The sequence below is a fragment of the Pauljensenia sp. UMB6358 genome (genome assembly GCF_030216865.1).
GTDB classification, from domain to species: domain Bacteria; phylum Actinomycetota; class Actinomycetes; order Actinomycetales; family Actinomycetaceae; genus Pauljensenia; species Pauljensenia turicensis_A.
In genome coordinates, this window is sequence record NZ_JASOMS010000010.1 from 22,477 (window position 1) to 37,935 (window position 15,459).

Consider the following 15,459-nt stretch of genomic DNA (forward strand, 5'->3'; position numbering starts at 1 on the left):
AAACCCAGGGCACTTCAACCAAGACGGATCCCTACACATCCGCAAAGGCTGGGCAGGCCAATAAACCACCCGACACGCCCGAAAAATACACACATTTTGGGTATTAACCCGGAAATAGGGGGTGGAAATCCTTCGTCGTCCATAACATAGAGAAAAACCGGTGGCACCTGATGTGGAAAGTGTGGTGCCACCGGAAAATATTGTTTGACGTTCGTCTAAGAAGAATAACTACTTTCCTAGGGAACGACGAACAGCTGCCTCTTCGATATCTTCGAGGCTGTGTCCACGGGTTTCAGGAACCATGAACTTGACGAAGAGAACGCCGAGTACACAAATCACGCCGAAGATGAAGAATACGAGTTCTTGGGACATCTTCGCTGTCATGATCGGGAACACGAGGCCCACGAGGAAAGATCCGATCCAGTTGAAGGAGGAAGCAATTCCTGAAGCGCGGCCACGAATAGCAAGTGGGAAGATTTCTCCAACAATAACCCAGGTTAACGGTGCCCAGGTGAAGGAGTAGAAGGCAACATAAAGGCTCAAGAACACGACGATCATCATCGGGTGAGCATTTGGCATCACCATGTTAATCACGGCGGGCAAGATGAAGGACAGAGCCATCACCGTTCCACCCATCATGATGAGAGTCTTGCGGTTGAACTTTTCTGCAATAGCGATGAACAAGAGTGAACCGAGAACCAGAATCACGCCCTGGATAATCGGCCACATCAGCGCTTCACCGGCGGCTTGGCCTGTTGCTTTTTCAACGATCAGTGGGATGTAGTAGAAGATCGCGTTAGCGCCCTGGAACTGCTGGAACGCGGCCACGCCAATACCGGCGATAACCAAGTAGCGGTAGCGAGGGGAGAACAGGGTACCCCAACTGACTTTACGATGATTTTCAGCTTCTTCGCTTGCGGTAGTGGTGATTTCATTGATTTCTGCTTCTACCTGATCGACAGGACGGATCATGCTGAGAACGTGACGTGCTTCCTCAACATTTCCATGATGAATAAGGAAACGAGGAGATTCAGGTAGGCGGAGAACACCGAGGAACAAAATCAGAGCAGGAATTGCGGCTGCAGCGAGCATCAAACGCCATGCGTACTGGTGAGGAAGGCCCTTGAGTAAGTAATCGACGATGTAGGAAATCAACATACCTGAAACGATCATCGTTTGATTCAGGCCGGATAGGTTACCTCGCAGGCGCGCAGGTGCCATTTCTGACATGTATGCAGGAACGAGTGCGGAAGCTGCACCAACCGCTATACCTAAGAAAATACGCATCGCGATGAGCCAGCCGGTGCCGTTATTGGGAACGATACTGCAAGCAATAGAACCTACGACGAAAATGACTGCCGAGGCAAGAATCATTTTCCTTCGACCTAAACGGTCAGAAAGCATACCGGCGGTTGCACCACCGAAAATAGCGCCGAACATAACGCCCGAGGTGATCCAACCGATGGTTGTTGCCTGCCCTTCAAGATTCCAATCATGCTGGAGGAAGGGTAGAGCGCCAGTCATGACGCCGATATCGTAACCAAATAAAATCCCGCCAAAAGCACCGAAGAAATAAATGAACTTCTCCGAAATCTTCTTCCGGCCATCTACAGTTTGTGCCATAGGAACTCCTTAAAAACCTCTCCGTTTCTCATTCATCGCATCATTACGATTATTTCGCCTGGTCGGTGAAGCGAAACTTTTAAAAAAGTTAACGCTAACATTATGGGGTGTGATAGTGACTTTAAAGAGTGGAAATCTGTTTGTCAATACCTAAATGAAAGGATGGTGAAATTACCTCTCGTGGTTCCACGGTCGAGAAGTTGATTCTCTAATCACTAAATGTGTAGGAATCGGCGCGAAATCAGTTTCTTCCTCCTCAATGAGGTGTAGTGCATTGGCTAAAACCTTGTGACCTAATGAACTGAAATCTTGTTCTACGGTTGATAGGGGTGGGCTGTAGTATTCGGATTCCGGAACATTGTCGAAGCCGATCACAGAAATGTCTGAAGGGACAGAGATTCCGCACTTATGGAAGGCGGCAAAAAGCCCGAGAGCCATGTGATCGTTGGCTGAAAATACTGCTGTTGGCCGGGTTTCCTTAGGCATGGAGGCAAGTGCTATACCTGCTTGATATCCCGATTGTGCGCCCCAGTCTCCTGGAAACTCAATCAACTTGAGGTTGTTGCGCTCTGCTTCATCTGTAGCTGCTTCCCGCCGCTGCCGTGCATCCATCCAGTTATCTGGGCCGGTGAGAAAAGCGATATTTCTGTGCCCGAGTTGGATAAGGTGACGAATCGCCAACCGAGCCCCTCCATCTTGATCAACCCATAAAATATTGAGGTTTTCACTCAGCGGCGAAGGGGAGCTGACCAAAAGAACGGGGATGGAGAGTTCGAGTTCAGCGGCGAATTTCGTGGTTAAATGCCGCGCCGCAACGATGATGAGTGCATCAATCGAACGCTGCATGAAATTATCTACCGCGCCGAAGAATTCGCTGCGAGATTCTTCTGTGACGGTTGCGAGAAGAGTGGTGTAATCCTGGGCGCGCGCTGCTTGTTCAATTGATGAAATTGATTGCGTTGGCCCATAGAGGAATGACCCTACCGTGATCACTCCAATCATGCGCGAACGCTTGGTGACCAGAGTTCGCGCAGTGGTGTTGGGGACATATCCGGTTTGGCGGATTACTTCCTCTACGCGTTCGCGTGTTTGCGGCTTAACTCCGGGGAAATTATTGATGACGCGGGAGACAGTCTGGTGGGAAACGCCTGCGATTTTAGCTACTTGCGCCATGGAAATGGATTGTACAGAGCCCATTTTTCCCTTCCTGATTACCTAAAGATAGGAATGTATTTCATAGAAGGCTGCAGGAGCCCACGTCGGCTTTAAAGTATAGAACAAGGGAGAAAAGTCATTCAATGCAAATTGCCCCTTGTGTAACTTTCGCTTATCTGGCATACTAGGAAACGCAACGATGTTAACGCTAACATGAATGGGTGTAAAAACGAACGTAAGTTTTACTCGAAGGAGAGTTACTATGCCACTTCTTCCTGATCACAAATCTGTGATTCGTTCGGGGGGTACTGCTTTAGGGATCGAATTTGGGTCCACACGTATTAAAGCAAGTCTCGTTACATTAACAGGGGAACCTGTCGCTACCGGTGTGCGCGAATGGGAAAACCAAATGATTGACGGCCATTGGAGTTATTCTCTTGATGCTATCTGGGAAGGCATTTCTTCCGCGTACGTCTCTATGCTGGAGAACTGCAAAGATAATCACGGCGTCGTCCCTGAAACATATTCAAGCATCGGCATTTCTGCCATGATGCATGGATATATGGCATTCGATCACGAAGGCAATCTTCTCACGCCGTTCAGAACATGGCGCGATACCACCACCAGCGCCGCCGCTGAAGAACTGACCGAAAAATTCGGCGTCAATATTCCGCTTCGTTGGTCCATTGCGCACTACTACCAAGCAATACTTGATGGAGAAAAGCACGTACCCAACATCGCTTTCTTCACCACATTAGCTGGTTACGTCCATTGGAAACTCACGGGTGAAAAAGTACTCGGCGTGGGGGATGCTTCCGGAATGTTCCCCATCGCCGCTGATGGAACCAGTTACGAACCAGAGATGATTCAAGCTTTCAATGCTCTGTCCGGCCAGGATACGAATGTTGAAGATCTCATGCCCGCTATCCTCCAAGCAGGTTCTAGCGCCGGGCACCTCACTGAAGAAGGAGCGCAGCTCCTGGACCGTTCCGGCAAACTCAAGCCTGGGGTTCTCTTTGCTCCACCTGAAGGTGATGCCGGAACAGGCATGGTAGCCACCAATGCAGTGAGCGTTCGAACAGGAAACGTCAGCGTAGGAACATCGATCTTCCTGATGGCTGTTCTTGAAGGCCCCTTGAAGAACGTTCATCCTGAACTTGATCTTGTCACCACGCCAGATGGTAAGCCTGTTGCGATGGTGCACTGCAATAACGGTGCTGATGAAATGTCGCGCTGGGTGGAAATCTTCCGTCAGGTAGGTAAGCGCCTCGGGGCTCCCGATACCTCCACCGATTTTGTGTTTAAAGCAATGCTGGAGAGCGCTCTCGATGGCGAACCAGATGCTGGCGGACTTCTCGCCTTCAACAATTTGGCAGGTGAACCCGTTGTTCATCTCACGGATGGCCGCCCGTTGATTACTCGCACGCCTTGGGCAGCCCTTAATTTGGAAAACTTTATGCGAGCACAAATGTATTCCACATTCGCAGCACTGGCGATTGGCGTTGAGGTGTTGGAATCCGAAAAGGTGCAGCTCGATATTCTTTCCGCTCATGGGGGAGTGTTCCGAACAGAAAAGGTGGCACAGCGATTGCTTGCCGCGGCAACTCACACACCGATCACCGTGCCCGATGGAGCTTCGGAAGGTGGATCGTGGGGAATGGCTGTTTTGGCTGCATACACCGCCTATCGTGAAGAAAAACAGCACGGGCCAGTCGTCAAGAGTTTGCCAGAATTTTTGAACGACGTTGTATTCGCTACTGCAGCAAACACCACGATCGTTCCATCCTCGGTTGATGCGCAAGGTTTCGCTGATTTCTTAGCTGAATACCGCGCAGCTTTGGCTATTCAGCCTGTTGCAATCGAAGCACTTCGTCCACGTGATCTGTAGAGCCAATCATCTGAATAGTCAATAAGGAGAAAAACGATGAGTTTAGAAAACTATTCACCTCAGATTCAGGAAAAAATTGCTGAAACACGAAAAATCGTGTGCGATCTTCACGCTGAACTTCCCCGCTGGGAACTCGTGGTGTGGACAGCAGGCAATGTGTCCCAACGTGTTGTTGTGGGAGATGAACCCTCACATGATGATCTTTTCGTCATCAAACCTTCCGGTGTTCGCTACGATCAACTCACCCCGGAATCCATGGTGGTCTGCAATATTAAAGGCGAACTGGTAGATGGGGATAGAAGCCCATCATCAGATACCGCAGCACATGCCTACGTTTATGAAAATATGCCCGAAGTGGGTGGTGTGGTTCATACCCACTCCCCCTACGCAACAGCGTGGGCAGCCCGAGGCGAAGAAGTACCTTGTGTGCTCACCATGATGGCCGATGAATTCGGTGGCCCGGTGCCTATCGGTCCCTTCGCCGTCATCGGTGATGATTCGATCGGCCGCGGCATCGTCGAAACACTCAAAGGTCACCGTTCCCCAGCTGTTCTCATGCAAAACCATGGACCTTTCACCATCGGTAAAGATGGGGAAGCAGCTGTGAAAGCAGCAACGATGGTTGAAGAAGTAGCACGCACTGTCCATATTGCTAGCCAGCTTGGTGAACTCATCCCGATTCCTCAAGAAAAAATCGATTCACTCTACAACCGTTACCAAAACGTCTACGGACAATAAAAACACCAACCACACACATTCATGAAACAAAGGAGTACACCCATGAAAAACCCATTCGAAGGTAAAGAAATCTGGTTCCTCACAGGAAGCCAGTTCCTCTACGGGCCAGAAACATTGGCTCAGGTAGCAGCACAATCCCAGGAAATTGCCAAGGCAATTGATGCCTCAAGCGAAGTTCCTGTCAAGATCGTGTGGAAGCCAGTTCTCACCACCTCGGATGCTATTTTGCGCACATTCCTCGATGCCGGTGCCGATGATAACGTAATCGGAACGATTGCGTGGATGCACACCTTCTCTCCCGCAAAAATGTGGGTACGTGGCCTAGAAGCAATGCGCAAGCCACTCCTTCACCTCCACACCCAAATCGATCGTGAAATGCCGTGGGCAACCATGGATATGGACTTCATGAACCTGAACCAGGCAGCTCACGGAGATCGCGAATTCGGCTACATCCTCACCCGCATGGGCGTTCCACGCACCACCGCTGTTGGCCACTACACCGATGAAGAAGTCCATCGCGAAGTAGGCGTATGGGCACGTGCTGCAGCCGGATGGAACGAAGCACAGAACCTGCGAGTTGTCCGCTTTGGGGACAACATGCGCAACGTCGCCGTAACAGAAGGCGATAAAACAGAAGCTGAAGTTCGTTTCGGCATCTCCATCAACACCTGGGGCGTCAACGATCTTGTTGCCCGCATCGAATCTGTCGAAGACAGCGAAGTTGATGCACTCGTCAACGAATACGAAGAAAAGTACGACGTCGTAGAAGAACTGCGTAAGGGCGGAGAACGCCACGATTCCTTGCGCTATGCAGCCAAGCAAGAAATTGCCTTGCGTTCCTTCCTCGAAGAAGAAAAAGCTGGCGCATTCACCGATACATTCGAAGATCTCGGCGGGCTCAAGCAGCTCCCAGGCCTTGCTGTTCAGCGTTTGATGGCTGAGGGTTACGGTTTCGGTGCCGAAGGCGATTGGAAGACAGCTGTTCTCGTTCGCTTGGCAAAAGTCATGGGCTACGGCCTCGAAGGTGGCGCATCCTTGATGGAAGATTACTGCTACCACATGGTTCGCGGCGAAGAAAAGATTCTCGGTGCACACATGCTCGAAGTCTGCCCCACACTGTGCGATGAAAAGCCACGCCTAGAAATTCACCCATTGGGCATTGGCGATCGTGAAGATCCGGTCCGTTTGGTATTCACCGCAACCCCACGCGAAGGCGTTGTTGTGGCAATGAGCGATGTTCGCGAACGTTTCCGCCTCGTCGCTAACAAAGTGAATGTCACCGAGCCAAATGAAGATCTTCCTAAGCTCCCAGTTGCTCGCGCAGTATGGCAGCCAGCACCTGATTTCCAGACTTCAACACACTGCTGGCTGGCAGCAGGCGCTGCACACCACACCGTGATGACTACTCAAATTGGTGTGGATGTGTGGGAAGCCTTTGCCAAGATCGCAGAAGTTGAACTCGCAGTCATCGATGAAGAAACAACTGTTCGGCGTTTCGAAGATCAACTGCGTTGGAACGCCGTGTACTACCGAATCGATCCAGCTCTGTAAATAGGGCTCAGGGACTGACATAAAATGACTGCTCTACTAGCGATTGCGCTGGTAGAGCAGTTATTTTTTAAGGATTGGATTAAATCGCGATCGCTCGAGATAGCTCGAGCGTCCGCGATTTCCTTGTCGAGATTCGCCATGATTCATTTCCTTTCGTGAGAACGCCGGCGCCCGCCCGGCGTTAGTAAAGGGGCAGATATAAATGCCTCACCATGGGGCGGGCAGGTTCTCGATGATGTTGAGGGGTCGACCCGTACCGCACCCTTAAGCGAGCGCGACGGAGGAAGTCCATGACAACGAGGGCGACGAGAGGGTACCCGCCAGGCAGTCCTCCAGAGGAGAACGCTTCAACATGTCCGCGGCCATCCGGCCCGGCCATGTTTCCGCTCCCATAGAACAATATGGCCGGAAGCCGTTTTGCTTGGTAGACGAGGCTTCCTGAGAGGTAAAAATGACAACCTTCCCGAGAAGGTTGTCACGAGAAGGACCGTTTTCGTTCTCAGAGTTGTCATTTGAGAGGATTTCGGGGCGGCGCTCTAAGAGCCTCCAGAGCGCGGCAGTAGGAACGCCACCAACAAGCTCATCAGAGGAATGCCAAGCGGTGTTCTGGAGCTGATCAGAGATGGTTTGGAAGGCGACAAACTCATCGTTGATCACCTCCGAGAGCGAAGCGGAGGCGAGCGATCTGCTCGTCGGACAGGCGAGGAGCGGCATCAACAAGCGCTTTGATGTGGCGAGCGATCGACTCGTCGGAGCTCGTCGTGGTCACGCGATGCGTGTTCACGTAATCGCGAAGATCTGCGATCCGGTAGCCGACGGTGCCACGCTGGCGACCAAGGCGGTCGGTGACGCCGGCGTACTTCACATAAGCGGGTCCCTTACCGCGCGAACGCCAGTTGTTCAGCGTTTTGGGTATTAACCCCAAAAACCAGGGGGTTAGGCCTCTTCGTCCTCAGCGCGCAGGCGCGGAACCGACGCCATTTCGGGGTTCACGCCCACCTTGTCAGCGTAGAACTCGCGGATGACCTCCATGTCAGCGCGCACGTCGCCGGTCAGGGTGATGTTATGACCCCATCCGAAAGTCATTGTCTTCTTATCGACAAACCCGAGCTGAACAGGCAGGTGAGCGTCCGTCGCAATGCGGTAGAAACCGGACTTCCAGTAGTCGCGCGGGGACCTCGTACCCTTCGGGGTGAGCACGATGGTGAACTCATCTACGGCGTTCGACTGCTCCACAATCTGCCCAACGACACCGTGTGCGCCACTGCGATCGATCGCACGTCCGCCGATCCACTTGACGAACCTGCCGAAGATGGGGACCTTCACCACGGAGTCTTTGACGAGGAACGTGAACTCGCGGTTAATCGACCAGAATGCGAGCGCCATGAAAACGCCATCCCAGTTGGACGTGTGAGGTGCGCCGATGACCATGACTTTTTCAGGCAGGGGTTCGGCGGACAGAGTCCAACGCGAGAACTTCATGTACGTGCGGGCGATCAGCGGGCGTATTCGCACAGTGTCCCTCTCGATGGTGGGTGCTTCGGGGTGGTTGGGTGGCGTTCGACAATGATGGGCGACGAGGCGCATCATGTGGTCGTACTTCCTATCTAACGGTAGTACGCCCGCTCGCGAGCGTGCATGAGCGTCCCACATGACGTGGTGAACGTCGCAGGTATGGGTAGGGGAATGCCGGCGTTAAGCCGATATTCTGGTTTCAGCTATTTTGTGGGTCGAATGTGTACCCACCGGCCATGCTCGCACTGACTGATTCAGGTGTTGCTGGCCATCGTGTTATTGAGGAGTTCATCTATGCCAACCCGCTCTGACCTGCGTAATGTCGCAATCGTGGCGCACGTTGACCACGGTAAGACAACCCTGGTCGACGCGATGCTCTGGCAGTCCGGCGCTTTTTCTGACCGTGACACCGTCGAGAAGACGGGCGAGCGCGTCATGGACTCGGGCGATCTTGAACGCGAAAAGGGCATTACGATCCTCGCGAAGAACACAGCTGTCCACTACCGTGGTCCAGCCGCTCAGAAGCTCGGTCTTGAAGACGGCGTCACCATTAACGTTATTGACACCCCCGGTCACGCTGACTTCGGTGGCGAGGTTGAACGTGGTCTGTCCATGGTTGATGGTGTTGTCCTGATGGTCGATGCTTCCGAGGGGCCGCTTCCTCAGACTCGCTTCGTTCTACGTAAGGCTCTGCAGGCACAGCTCCCGGTTATCGTCGTTGTGAATAAGGTTGACCGCCCGGACTCTCGTATCGAAGAGGTCGTTTCTGAAACGACCGACCTTCTGCTGTCGCTGGGTGAAGATCTGCTGAATGACGGTATTGAAACCGATGTTGATTCTCTGCTCGATGTGCCCGTTATTTACGCGTCCGCCAAGGCTGGCGTGTGCTCGCTGGAAAACCCCGGTGACGGCCAGCTTCCGACCGAGGATCTCGAGCCCCTGTTTGAAACGATTCTGAACCGTATCCCCGGCCCAGAATACGAAGAGGACATTCCGCTTCAGGCACACGTTACGAACCTTGATGCATCGCCGTTCCTAGGTCGTCTTGCTCTGCTTCGTATCCACAATGGCACGCTGACCAAGGGTGCGAATGTGGGTCTTGCCCGCCATGACGGCACCATTCGTTCCGTGCGTATCACCGAACTGCTACGCACTGAAGGCCTGGAGCGCGTTTCTGCTGAGACTGCTGGCCCCGGCGATATCGTCGCTGTTGCCGGTATTGAAGACATCATGATCGGTGAATCGCTGGTCGACCTTGAAGATCCTCGTCCTCTGCCGTTGATCACCGTTGATGATCCGGCGATCTCGATGACGATCGGTATCAACACTTCGCCGATGGCTGGTCGTGTCAAGGGTGCGAAGGTCACCGCACGTCAGGTCAAGGATCGTCTTGACCGCGAGCTGGTGGGCAACGTGTCTCTGAGGGTTCTGCCGACCGAGCGTCCCGATGCCTGGGAGGTTCAGGGGCGCGGGGAGCTGGCTCTTGCCATCCTGGTCGAGCAGATGCGTCGCGAAGGCTTCGAACTGACCGTCGGTAAGCCTCAGGTTGTCACGAAGGACATTGAAGGTGTTCGCAGTGAGCCGATGGAACGTATGACTATCGACATTCCCGAAGAGTACCTCGGCTCCGTTACGCAGCTGATGGCAGCCCGTAAGGGTCGCATGGAAACCATGTCGAACCACGGTTCGGGCTGGATCCGCCTGGAGTTTGTCGTTCCGGCGCGCGGTCTGATCGGCTTCCGTACCCGCTTCCTCACCGAAACGCGCGGTACCGGTATCGCATCGTCGATCGCTGACGGCTACGCCCCGTGGCAGGGGGTCATCGAGCAGCGTCTGACCGGCTCGCTGGTTGCTGACCGTGCAGGCCAGGCAACTCCGTATGCGATGACGAATCTGCAGGAACGCGGTTCCTTCATCGTTGAGCCTTCTTCCGAGGTTTACGAAGGCCAGGTTGTTGGCGAAAATCCGCGTGGCGAAGATATGGACGTCAACATCTGCCGTGAGAAGAAGCAGACGAACACGCGTTCAGCTACCGCTGATGTGTACGAATCGCTGACTCCGTCGCGCAAGCTGACTCTTGAAGAGTCGCTTGAATTTGCGGCTAACGACGAATGTGTCGAGGTCACGCCTGAAGCGGTTCGCGTCCGCAAGGTCGTCTTGGATGCGCAGGAACGTTTCAAGATCGCAGCACGCGAGCGTCGCGCAGCGAAGTGAGTGGCGCGACCATGCTTTACTAGCTCAGCTATAGATTCCGTCCCCGTCAGTTTTCCTTCTGAAACGATCCGAAGGCTGGTGGGGGCGGAACTTTTTTACCCGTGACCATGGTTTCGGCATCGATTCGGACCAATCCACGTCGGGTTTCAATCTCGACGTAGTCGCGGGACGTTGTTTTGAGGGTGCCAAGAGCGTCATGGAGTCCGTCGGCTAAACGGTAGCGGACAACAACGCGTTCGCCAGGTATCCATGCGAGCCATGGGAGTGGTGGTAGATTCGCGCCTTCGGTTATGTTGGCAGGAATTGCGCCCCGTGGGTCTTTGGAAAATCGCGCCTTCGCGTTGGTCTCGCTCGTGGGGAACGAGGCCTTGTCTTCGGCGCGATTATGCGCATTGGCGCTTTCAATTGGGGCACTTTGACTCATAAAGGAGATAATAGAGGGCAGAAGCTTCCCTATCGATTCCAATGAGGAGTTGCCATGACCTACGTCATCGCACAGCCCTGTGTTGACGTGAAGGACCGCGCTTGCGTTGATGAGTGCCCGGTCGATTGCATCTACGAAGGTGCGCGTACTCTCTACATTCACCCCGAAGAATGCGTGGATTGTGGTGCGTGCGAGCCGGTGTGTCCGACCGAGGCAATTTTCTACGAGGACGATCTGCCCGAGGAATGGTCGGATTACTACCGAGCAAACGCTGACTTCTTCAAGGATCTTGGTTCCCCCGGTGGCGCGCAGAAGACCGGTGTCCAGGACTTCGACGATTCGATGATTGCTGGACTTCCTCCGCAGAATCAGGACTGAGTCGCTAACGTGTCTATATGACCACGTTGCCTCATTCTTTATATCTTCCTGTATTTCCGTGGGATCAGCTTGCTCCCGCGAAGGCGCTTGCTTCGTCGCATCCCGATGGGATCTGCGATCTTTCGGTGGGAACCCCCGTCGATTCGACGCCGGGTTTTATCCGCGAGGCACTTTCGGTAGCGTCGGATGCTCACGGTTATCCGACGGTTATTGGCACTCGGGAAGTGCGCGAAGCGATCCTTGCATGGGGGCAACGTCGCAATATGGTGGACGTTGGCTTGTCCGGCGTTATTCCCACCATCGGTTCGAAGGAAGCGGTTGCCTGGATTCCGCGTCTGCTGGGAGTTGGCCCGGGGGATACGGTGCTTGTCCCAGAGGTTGCTTATCCGACCTATGACATTGGTGCGCGTCTCGCGGGCGCGACCCCCGTTCCAGTTGATCCTAGGAAGCCGGATACGTGGCCGGATGCCGTTCTTGTTTTCCTCAATTCTCCTGGAAACCCGGATGGTCATGTCCTGTCAGCTGACGAACTTCGTGCCGTTCGTCAGTGGGCATGTGAGCACGATGCCGTTGTCGTGTCCGACGAGTGCTACACGGCCCTGCCCTGGGCCGAGCCCTGGATCTCGGAGGGCGTCCCTTCCCTCCTCGACGAGACCGTGTGCGAGGGCGACCCGAGCGGCCTCCTCGTCCTCTACTCGCTCTCCAAGCAGTCGAACCTCGCGGGGTATCGCGCCGCACTCGTCTACGGGGATCCTGAGCTCGTCGCCCCGATCGTCGAGGTCCGCAAGCACTCTGGACTGATGGTTCCTGCTCCCGTTCAGCATGCGATGGCAATCGCTCTTCGCGACGAGGCGCATGTCGAGGCTCAGCGTGCTGTGTACGAACGGCGACGTAAGAGGCTGGTCGAAGCGTGCGGTAAAGCTGGCCTCGTGAATGATGAAAATTCTGTTGCCGGACTCTATCTCTGGCTCGCACATCCGCGCACGCAGGATTCGTGGGCGTTGGTTGACGCGTTCGCGAAACTGGGAATTCTGGTTGCCCCCGGCGATTTTTATGGGGAGGCTGCGAAGGGGCGTGTGCGAGTGGCTCTGACGGCAAGCGATGAGCGAATCGAGGCTGCCTCGCAGCGCCTTGAAACGTGCGTCAATTTCCTTGCGTAAGGGGAAACTCTCCCGGGTGTGGTGTCTTCCTGTTTTCGAATAACGACCCACACTTAGTATGTTGTTGACTAGTCCTTTACAATAACTTTGAAGAAAGTTTGGTGTTCTAGCGCTTTACAGGCCGAATAACGGCGTATAGAGTGACATAAATAACGGACTTTCGTCCTAAGTGGTGATTGTGGTCGCAGTGAAGCGACTCGTTGAGAACGAAAGCGCTTTCGCGCATTCTTCCAACCTGTGTGCTTGCATGGCTCCGCATTGCCCAACGCGTTAAGGAGTCCTCATGGCCAAGGCAAAAGTGGAATCGGTCGACACTACTTCCGACGGTGTGCTTACCGTCGGGGAAAAGAAGATCGTTCTCCCGCGCACCAGCGCCTCCGTCGGTAATGATGGCTTGAGCGTCTCCCGCTTGCTCGCCGACGGCGACGTAGTCAGCCTCGACCCCGGTTTTACGAACACAGCGTCATGCCAGTCTGCGATTACCTACATCGATGGTGGTGCGGGAATTCTGCGCTACCGCGGTTACCCGATCGAACAATTGGCAAAGCGCTCGTCGTTCCTAGAGGTTGCTTACCTGCTGATCTACGGCGAACTCCCTGATGCCTCCACACTGGAAAGCTTCATTCGCGCCGTCCACCGCCACCGCTTGCTTCACGAAGACTTCAAGGCTTTCTTCACCGCGTTCCCGCACAGGGGCCACCCCATGGCGATTCTCCAAGCGGGTGTCGCAGGCCTGGCAACCTACTACGAAGACACGCTTGATCCGCGCGACCGCACTCAGCTGGATACCGCGCTGGTGCTTCTGCTGGCGAAGGTACCGACCATGATCAGCTACATCGCGAAGCGTGCCGCAGGCTTGCCACTGCTGTACCCAGACTCGCAACGTAGCTACACCGAAGACTTCATCCGCATGACCTTCGGCATGCCCTATCAGGCGTACGACATTGATCCTGCGATTGTTCGAGCACTCGATATGTTGCTGATTCTTCACGCTGATCACGAACAAAACTGTTCGACCTCGACCGTTCGTTTGGTCGGGTCCTCGCAAGCGAACCTGTATGCGTCTGTTGCGGCCGGCGTGGGCGCGCTTGCTGGCCCGTTGCACGGTGGCGCGAATGAAGCGGTTCTGCGCATGCTCAATCAGATTCGCGACACTGGTGAGTCGGTCCAGAACTATGTGGACAAGGTGAAGTCGAAGGCGGAAGGTGTACGTCTGATGGGCTTCGGGCACCGCGTGTACAAGAACTACGATCCGCGCGCGGCTCTGGTGAAGGAAACCGCACACGATGTTCTGTCTCGCCTCGGCAAGCGCGACGAGCTCCTGGATATTGCGATGGAGCTTGAAGATATCGCTTTGAATGACGATTACTTCAAGGAGCGCAAGCTGTACCCGAACGTCGACTTCTACACGGGTCTGATCTACTCGGCGATGGGATTCCCGACCAAGATGTTCACGCCACTGTTCGCACTTGGTCGCCTGCCCGGTTGGATTGCGCAGTACGTTGAAATGACCGAGGATCCGTCGACGAAGATTGGTCGCCCGCGTCAGGTGTACGTTGGCTCGACTGAACGCGACTATGTGCTTCTTCGCCAGCGCTCGGCTCGCGTGATTGACTAACGCGCTGTCGGGTTTGCGCTCGGCGCATAGCCAAAGTCCTTGCCGCGCGTGGACGAGGCCGATCAACTGAACGTCAACGGGGGTGGTAGACCGTGGTCTGCCACCCCCGTGAGCATGAAAAGGATCGAGCCTTCATCAGTTGGTTGCATGTAGCTCATCGTTCAATTCGATGCCCTTGCCACCGCGGGCCAGTGCTTCGATTCGACCCGACTGAGAATTGCGTCGGAACAAGACATTTGATGCGCCTGCAAGCTCGCGCGCTGCAACCGTCCGAGGTTCTGCGAAGAGGCCGTTCGAACCGGGGACGACGCCACCGGATTCCATGACGGCAACCTTTGCTCCTGCGGTCAAGTACAGACCAGCTTCGACGACGCAGTCGTCGCCAAGAGGAATTCCGAGACCGGAGTTTGCGCCGAGCAAGCACCGCTTACCAAGCTTCACGCGCTGGCGGCCACCGCCGGACAGGGTGCCCATTGTGGATGCGCCGCCGCCCACGTCGGAACCGTCGTCGATGACAACGCCCTGAGAGATACGGCCTTCAACCATGGATCGACCGAGGGTGCCGGCGTTGAAGTTCACGAAACCGGCGTGCATGACGGTTGTTCCTTCAGACAGGTAGGCGCCCAGGCGTACGGTTGCACCGTTTGCAATACGCACGCCCTTCGGTACGACGTAGTTCACCATCGGGGGGAACTTGTCGACGCCGATCACGGTGACCGGGTGGCCAAGGTGAGCGCGCATACGCAGACGTGTTTCTTCGAAGTCTGCGACTGCGCACGGGCCCTCGGAGGTCCATACGACGTTGGGGAGGCGAGAAAAAATACCGTCAAGATTGATGGTGTTCGGCTTTTTCATTCGGTGGGAAAGCAGGTGGAGGCGCAGGTAGGAATCCGCAGTGGACTGCGGTTGATCGTCCAGATCTGACCTGCAGGTGACAACCGTGGTGCGAACACCGCGCGCATCATTGTGGCGCTGCATGTGAGTCAGGGTGTCGAGCAGATCTGCGTCATCGCCGGGTTCCATCTGACCCAGGTGTAGGCGCGGGTACCAGACGTCGAGAGTCTCGCCGTTCTTCGTCACTGTTGCGAGGCCAATGCCCCATGCCTGATTCGTATCCATGGGCTTACTGTAAAGCGAGAGTGCCCGCTGTGGGGTGCCCATTCCGCCTTTCGGCAGGTTTGCAAGGTGTGATGAG

14 protein-coding genes are annotated in these 15,459 nt (G+C 54.7%); 7 read left to right on the forward strand and 7 right to left on the reverse strand.

The genetic code is table 11. From position 1 onward, the window contains the following. Positions 1-228: 228 nt before the first annotated feature. Both QP381_RS07425 and QP381_RS07430 read right to left on the reverse strand, forming a co-directional pair. Complete coding sequence (locus QP381_RS07425; RefSeq protein ID WP_179369828.1) at positions 229-1,623, reverse strand: sugar porter family MFS transporter; 1,395 nt, start codon at positions 1,621-1,623, stop codon at positions 229-231. A 171-nt stretch (positions 1,624-1,794) separates the two neighbouring features. After that, positions 1,795-2,796, reverse strand: coding sequence for a LacI family DNA-binding transcriptional regulator (locus QP381_RS07430; RefSeq protein ID WP_179369827.1), 1,002 nt, complete (start codon positions 2,794-2,796; stop codon positions 1,795-1,797). A 244-nt stretch (positions 2,797-3,040) separates the two neighbouring features. Here QP381_RS07430 and QP381_RS07435 point away from each other — a divergent pair, with 244 nt between their 5' ends. From QP381_RS07435 to araA, 3 genes are read left to right on the forward strand one after another with little or no spacing between them, the layout of a single operon-like run. Further along, the gene (locus tag QP381_RS07435) at positions 3,041-4,666 is read left to right on the forward strand and encodes a xylulokinase (protein WP_285068235.1); all 1,626 of its coding nucleotides are present in this window, start codon (positions 3,041-3,043) and stop codon (positions 4,664-4,666) included. A 36-nt stretch (positions 4,667-4,702) separates the two neighbouring features. After that, positions 4,703-5,404 (forward strand): L-ribulose-5-phosphate 4-epimerase, encoded by a 702-nt coding sequence (locus QP381_RS07440; RefSeq protein WP_179369825.1) that lies wholly within the window; start codon positions 4,703-4,705, stop codon positions 5,402-5,404. Positions 5,405-5,446: 42 nt separating this feature from the next. Further along, complete coding sequence (gene araA / locus QP381_RS07445; protein ID WP_179369824.1) at positions 5,447-6,955, forward strand: L-arabinose isomerase; 1,509 nt, start codon at positions 5,447-5,449, stop codon at positions 6,953-6,955. 264 nt (positions 6,956-7,219) lie between these two features. Here the strand turns inward: araA and QP381_RS07450 are convergent, their stop codons facing one another. From QP381_RS07450 to QP381_RS07460, 3 genes are all read right to left on the reverse strand, one after another. Beyond that, positions 7,220-7,612: a hypothetical protein gene (locus QP381_RS07450; protein ID WP_179369823.1), complete on the reverse strand. Its 393-nt coding sequence runs from the start codon at positions 7,610-7,612 to the stop codon at positions 7,220-7,222. Next, positions 7,599-7,820 carry a hypothetical protein gene (locus QP381_RS07455; protein WP_179369822.1) on the reverse strand — a complete coding sequence of 74 codons (222 nt, stop codon included), beginning with the start codon at positions 7,818-7,820 and terminating at the stop codon, positions 7,599-7,601. The genes QP381_RS07450 and QP381_RS07455 overlap by 14 nt, the downstream gene beginning before the upstream one ends. A 71-nt stretch (positions 7,821-7,891) precedes the next feature. Beyond that, complete coding sequence (locus QP381_RS07460) at positions 7,892-8,470, reverse strand: 1-acyl-sn-glycerol-3-phosphate acyltransferase (RefSeq protein ID WP_442953407.1); 579 nt, start codon at positions 8,468-8,470, stop codon at positions 7,892-7,894. Positions 8,471-8,764: 294 nt separating this feature from the next. Here QP381_RS07460 and typA point away from each other — a divergent pair, with 294 nt between their 5' ends. Further along, positions 8,765-10,684, forward strand: a complete 1,920-nt coding sequence (gene typA / locus QP381_RS07465; protein WP_179369821.1) for a translational GTPase TypA — start codon at positions 8,765-8,767, stop codon at positions 10,682-10,684. Positions 10,685-10,730: 46 nt separating this feature from the next. On the opposite strand, the gene QP381_RS07470 is transcribed toward typA, so the two are convergent. Then, the gene (locus tag QP381_RS07470) at positions 10,731-11,108 is read right to left on the reverse strand and encodes a 2-hydroxymuconic semialdehyde dehydrogenase (RefSeq protein ID WP_218840330.1); all 378 of its coding nucleotides are present in this window, start codon (positions 11,106-11,108) and stop codon (positions 10,731-10,733) included. Between the two features lie 54 nt (positions 11,109-11,162). Here QP381_RS07470 and fdxA point away from each other — a divergent pair, with 54 nt between their 5' ends. The 3 genes from fdxA (at position 11,163) to QP381_RS07485 (ending at position 14,264) form a co-directional block, all read left to right on the forward strand. Next, the gene (fdxA, locus tag QP381_RS07475) at positions 11,163-11,486 is read left to right on the forward strand and encodes a ferredoxin (protein WP_006681386.1); all 324 of its coding nucleotides are present in this window, start codon (positions 11,163-11,165) and stop codon (positions 11,484-11,486) included. A gap of 17 nt (positions 11,487-11,503) precedes the next feature. Beyond that, positions 11,504-12,646, forward strand: coding sequence for a succinyldiaminopimelate transaminase (gene dapC / locus QP381_RS07480; protein ID WP_285068241.1), 1,143 nt, complete (start codon positions 11,504-11,506; stop codon positions 12,644-12,646). Between the two features lie 283 nt (positions 12,647-12,929). Further along, positions 12,930-14,264, forward strand: a complete 1,335-nt coding sequence (locus tag QP381_RS07485; protein ID WP_179369820.1) for a citrate synthase — start codon at positions 12,930-12,932, stop codon at positions 14,262-14,264. 135 nt (positions 14,265-14,399) lie between these two features. Here QP381_RS07485 and dapD read toward each other — a convergent pair whose 3' ends face one another. Next, positions 14,400-15,383 carry a 2,3,4,5-tetrahydropyridine-2,6-dicarboxylate N-succinyltransferase gene (gene dapD / locus QP381_RS07490; protein WP_179369819.1) on the reverse strand — a complete coding sequence of 328 codons (984 nt, stop codon included), beginning with the start codon at positions 15,381-15,383 and terminating at the stop codon, positions 14,400-14,402. Between the last annotated feature and the right edge of the window lie 76 nt (positions 15,384-15,459).